Raw genomic sequence first — 5,118 nt, 5'->3', positions numbered from 1 at the left:
TACAAAGTGGTCATATCTCAAACATTATATTCGGTTTAATACAAGACACGGAGATATGAGAATTCTCCGTTATAGCGAAACAGATTTTCCTGCTAATAAGGCAAAATCTTTTGAGCAATGTTCTGGAATACATTTTCCAAAGGTTGAAAAAATCTAATACTTTGGGGATTCATTTCTGAAAAACGACGACCAATATCAGGACCTGTAAATTGTGATTTTTGTCCCCAAATAATAGCAGTGGGAGTTGTCAACTGTTGAATGTAAAGAGATAAATCAAAACATAAGTCTCCCCGAACAAAAGATAAAGCTGCATATTCAGCATTTGGTTGTTGGGCAGATTGTAAATAAGCGTCTACAATTTCTTGATAAACTCGATTTGACTGGGCAAATTGTCGTTGCTCCAAAAAGCTGCGAATACCTGCATCAGTAGCAATACCTGTACTATATAACAAACGGTCAACCACAGGTACACTGATCAACTGGGCAAAAAAACTGCGAGAGTAGTCTTGGCCAAAGTCAGAAAGTCCAGCAGGACTGACAAGAATTAAAGACTTAAATAAATCGGGACGAGCGATCGCCACTCTAATTATAAACGCTGCGGTCAGAGAAGAGGCTATTACCATTACTGGCTTTGTACAAGTCTGCTCAATAAACTCTTGAATGGTTGTCAAATAATCCTCAATTTTGTAACTGCGTTGCGGATGTTCCGAGCGACCCCAACCGATTAAATCTGGTGCAATAACTTGATATTCAGCAGCAAAAGCTGGATATACTTTCGACCACTCATAAGCAGAAGAACCACCTCCAAAACCATGCAGAAACAACAAAGTTTCCCTGTCAGATTGTTCGCTTTTGTCTTGCCAAGGAGAGCAACTAGCAGTATAATATATCATCCTACCTAATGAGGTATTTATAGAGAATTGTTCAAATCCTAGAGGTTGTAACATAAGTCTTATTTGTTGAAGTTTGTAACTAATCTTACTCGTACCACTTAAATAGCTCTAAAATGCTCACTGATTGGGTACAAGTTTTCCATTCTCGTTTATTATTAACTAACTCAGAACAAGATAACTTCTGACCATCGTGAGATTAAGCGTTAGATTAAGCACAGGTTAGATTTGTCGGCGGAACGTCCATGAATCAAATATAATTCTTGAAAGGTGGACATTCTGTCCCCGAATCAAAAAATCTGATATTAAATAGGTAAAAACTGTGACAAAGGCTTCGTCTTCTTGGCGGCAATTAATCAACCGGCTTCCAGAGATTAAGACAGGAAGCCCAAAGCCGCGAAGATTAAAACATTTATCTGAACCTGGAAGCATTCTTGGTTTCTTAACAATCATCGTTGCTATGCTGTTTTGGAACTGGAAGTTGTTGTTAGCACTTGCAGTTGGCATTGGAGTAATGCTCATCGCTTATGCAATACCTAAATGGAACTGGCAAATAAGTTGGTTAGAAATACGCAGGTATTTAAACAGTGCTAACAGTCGGTTAGCTTTAGCAGTTGCTAGTGGTGGTATTGCTACTTTTATGACTTATATGGCCGCTGCCATTTGGGTTGATTCTCCAAGTCTCTGGATAGCTGTTGGTGCTATTTTGCAAGGGTTTGGGACATTACTAACTTTAATTTTGTTGGTGTGGCAAATCTTCAGCTTTCACGGAAATCAAGAGGAAGAGCATCTGGAACAAGTGTTAAATAACTTAACAGAAACAGATCCTTTAAAACGCTTGCTTGCTGTGCGCCAACTAACTAAATTCATCACTCGTAAACAAGTTGATGTTTCAGTAAAGCAAGATGTTATTGAATGTTTGCAAATTTTATTGAGTAGGGAAGAGGAAACGGTAGTTCGCCAAGCAGCGTTGAATAGTTTGCAAACCGTGGACGGTTTACAAATGGTAATATCCAGCACTGCCAAACCTCTTGTACCCATAACTCAAAAAATCTCTACAACTGTTAAGCAAGAAGTTTATTAGTTAGGGTTTGCTGAAAAAGTCCCTTCGTTGAGGCGGGGAATAGGGAATAGGGAATAGTTTTAGCTATCTGTTATCCCCAGATTTTCTAATTTATCAGACCCAAAATGCACAGTTTTTAAGGTATACCCTTCAAAAATCTTGCACTTTCTTTCCTCCTAATCAGCCTCAAACCTTTGATTTACGAGTATTTTGGGTTTATTCAGCAACCCCTAGTTAGTTCTCAGGGAATGGGGAATGGGGAATGAGGAATTGGGAACAGGTAGAAAGTTATTCTCCCACCTTATCACCAATTACCCATTCAAAACCCAGCATGGATACTCTTGGCAGTCAACCGATAAACAAAGGCTTTGAGTACAAACTCAGGCAAAGCCAGCATTCGTCGCCAACGCCAAGGCTCTTGATACAAACGATACAACCATTCTAAATTGTTATTTGCCAACCAACGGGGAGCGCGAGTTTTTCTCCCAGACCAGATATCAAAACTACCACCAACCCCGATCCAAATTGCTTGAGGACAGAAATGGCGGTTTTTAGCGATCCATAACTCTTGACGTGGTACACCTAAACCAACAAATATTACTTGTGGTTGCAATTGAGTTAAAGTCTGCTGTAGTATTTGTTCTTCTTCTGGGGAATGATATCCAGAGTGAGTCCCTACTATATTCAAATCTGGAATTTGCTGCTGCCACAACTTTGCGGCATTTGCAGCTACTCCCGTAGCTCCTCCATAGAAAAATATTTTGGTGTCTGTTTTTTGTTGAGCGATTTCTTGTAACAATTTTTCTGCTAATTCAATTCCTGGACAACGTTTTACTTTTTGCCTGAATAAATACTGCAAATACAAGACTACCCCTGCTCCATCTGGAATCACCAGATCAGCATTTTGAATTACTTCTGCTAGGGAGCGATTACGCTCTGCTTGCATAGTCATTTCTGCATTAAGCGTGACTACATGAGTTCCCCTACCTTCTTGGAGGCATTCTAGCAACCAGTTGGGATAGTTTGTCATCAGATGAACTGGTAAACCTAATACTGAAAATTTTGTATCTAATTTATACATAGTAGATTCTTATGAGATTTACACTAAATTATTTAGAAGCTTAGTTTATCAAATTTTTTCCCAGACGGATTGTAAATATCAGCTTACTTTTTGCACCATTCTTCTTTGACCTAAAAATCATCGGTTTAAGCTGTTGTGCATTTAATTTGTATAAGTGGAACAGGCATCTTGCCTGTTAAATAAGAGTTCAGAATATTAGGATTATACAATTTAGCTGTGTAACAGCTTTACCAGACAAGGATGGTATGAAGAGTAGTAGGCTTTGCGTTATGGAATCGTGGGCTATTAACTGCTAATAAGTGATATCATGTACAGCTAATTACTAAAAATCAATAGTTTTTTCCTGTTCATTGTGAAGAGTTACCTGCCATAAAAGTATCTAAAAATATGGTCAGATATGACTGAGAAAGAGGTAAAAAAGCTTAAACTCATGGTGGTAGATGATGAGCCAGACAATCTGGACTTGCTCTACCGCACTTTTTGGCGAGACTTTAAAGTATATAAAGCCATTAATGCCCATGAAGCTTTGGCAATTTTAGATCGGGTGGGGGAGATGGCTATAATTATCTCTGACCAAAGAATGCCAGATATCAACGGGACTGAATTTTTCAGTCGGACAGTGGAACGTTTTCCCGACACAATTCGTATTTTACTGACTGGTTTTACGGATGTTGAAGATTTGGTGGATGCAATTAACTCTGGTCAGGTGTTCAAGTACATCACTAAACCTTGGAAACCTGAACAACTCAAGACATTAGTTGAGCAGGGACGGGATACTTATACTTTAGTTAAAAAGCGTACAAGAGAACTCCGCCATGCTCTGAAAAGAGAATCTTTATTTAATGCTGTAACCACAGCAATTCGAGAATCTTTGGACTATGACAGCAGCTTACAAAAGATTGTGGTAACTATTGGACAAACATTTGCTGCTACCAGTTGTGTATTGAGAATAGTAGAGGGCGATCGCCTGACACAAAACCAGTTTTCCTATCATGCTCCTCACTCCTTAGAAATCACCCCACCTCTAGACTCTATCCCTTTAATTACAGAAGTTCTCCACACCCAAAAATATCAATTAGCTCAAGATACTTATGATCAAAATCCTTATCACTACCTAGTTGTACCTTTTAGCTACCAGCAGCACTTACTAGCTGTAATGACTCTTTATCAATGGGGAAGTCAACAACCTTGGCAAGATGAAGATATCCAACTAATTACAGGTGTGGCAGAACAAGCAGCTTTAGCCCTCTCCCAAGCTAAACTCTACCAAAGTCTGCAAGAAAAACAACAGCAAATCCGGGTTGAACTGCAATTAGCCCGCCAAATTCAAAACAATCTGCTCCGTCAAACCTTACCAAAAATTGATGGTGTAAAAATACAAGCTTGCTGTCACCCAGCACGGGAAGTAGGAGGAGATTTTTTTGAAGTCTTTGTCCATCCTCAAGGTGATTTGTGGCTGGCTGTGGGTGATGTTTCCGGTAAAGGTGTACCAGCGGCTTTATTTATGGCCAGTGCTATTTCTCTGTTGCGTCGGGAATTATCTCAAGAATCACCAGCGGAGCCGCATATTGTTATGCAAAATCTCAACTATGCTCTAGCTGATGACTGCTCCCCTGTCCTTCAGGACGAGAAAATACTCGCTGCGCTGCGTCCGCTTCGCTAACGTAAATCCAAAATCGAATGATCAGCTTTTGGCTGACAACTTTGGTAAGTTATTAAGAAATATGAAGAAAATTAATAACTTTTGCTAAATTTATTTGATTTATTAGTGATATTTATCAAATAATTTAAGATACAAGGCTGCTTTGCAAAATTAGGAACCCGGTTTGGGTAATCAAAGAGCCTGAAGTTGATACTAAATTCATCACCTTGCTTATGAAACCTTTATTTTGCCTATCACCCCGCTATCGTCTTGATGATGAATCTCGTTGGTTAGAAGGTATTGATCCTAGTCGTCACTACTGGATTGCGGTGAATGGAGAGAAAAAGGTAACATTAGCTCTGCCAGGGTTAATAGTTTCTTCGATTGAAGAGTTTAAGCAGGTGATTCGCAAGTTTCGTTCTTTACAACCAGGCGAAATCTT

General features: G+C 39.3%; 3 protein-coding genes and 2 pseudogenes. 3 read left to right on the top strand and 2 right to left on the bottom strand.

Features of this window, described 5'->3' with window-relative positions; translation table 11 throughout:
• Nucleotides 1-92 precede the first annotated feature (92 nt).
• Entirely contained in the window at nt 93-947 is an 855-nt protein-coding gene (locus FFR48_RS25125) for an alpha/beta fold hydrolase (RefSeq protein ID WP_137669249.1), read from the bottom strand.
• A 265-nt stretch (nt 948-1,212) separates the two neighbouring features.
• Between FFR48_RS25125 and FFR48_RS25120 the strand changes: the two genes are divergently transcribed.
• Nucleotides 1,213-1,974, top strand: a complete 762-nt coding sequence (locus tag FFR48_RS25120; protein ID WP_137669248.1) for an armadillo-type fold-containing protein — start codon at nt 1,213-1,215, stop codon at nt 1,972-1,974.
• A gap of 298 nt (nt 1,975-2,272) precedes the next feature.
• Here FFR48_RS25120 and FFR48_RS25115 read toward each other — a convergent pair whose 3' ends face one another.
• On the bottom strand, nt 2,273-3,034 hold the full coding sequence (locus tag FFR48_RS25115; protein ID WP_137669247.1) for a WecB/TagA/CpsF family glycosyltransferase: 762 nt from the start codon (nt 3,032-3,034) through the stop codon (nt 2,273-2,275).
• A 397-nt stretch (nt 3,035-3,431) separates the two neighbouring features.
• Here FFR48_RS25115 and FFR48_RS25110 point away from each other — a divergent pair.
• Together FFR48_RS25110 and FFR48_RS25105 are read left to right on the top strand one after the other, a co-directional pair.
• Nucleotides 3,432-4,640 (top strand): annotated as a pseudogene (locus tag FFR48_RS25110) (response regulator); the annotation flags it as partial.
• 269 nt (nt 4,641-4,909) lie between these two features.
• Nucleotides 4,910-5,118, top strand: a pseudogene (locus FFR48_RS25105) (hypothetical protein); the annotation flags it as partial.

Source organism: Sphaerospermopsis reniformis, assembly GCF_005402885.1.
In the GTDB taxonomy this organism is placed as follows: domain Bacteria; phylum Cyanobacteriota; class Cyanobacteriia; order Cyanobacteriales; family Nostocaceae; genus Sphaerospermopsis; species Sphaerospermopsis kisseleviana.
The sequence above is the reverse complement of the archived record's forward strand: the minus strand, read 5'-3'. Positions and strand labels throughout refer to the sequence as shown.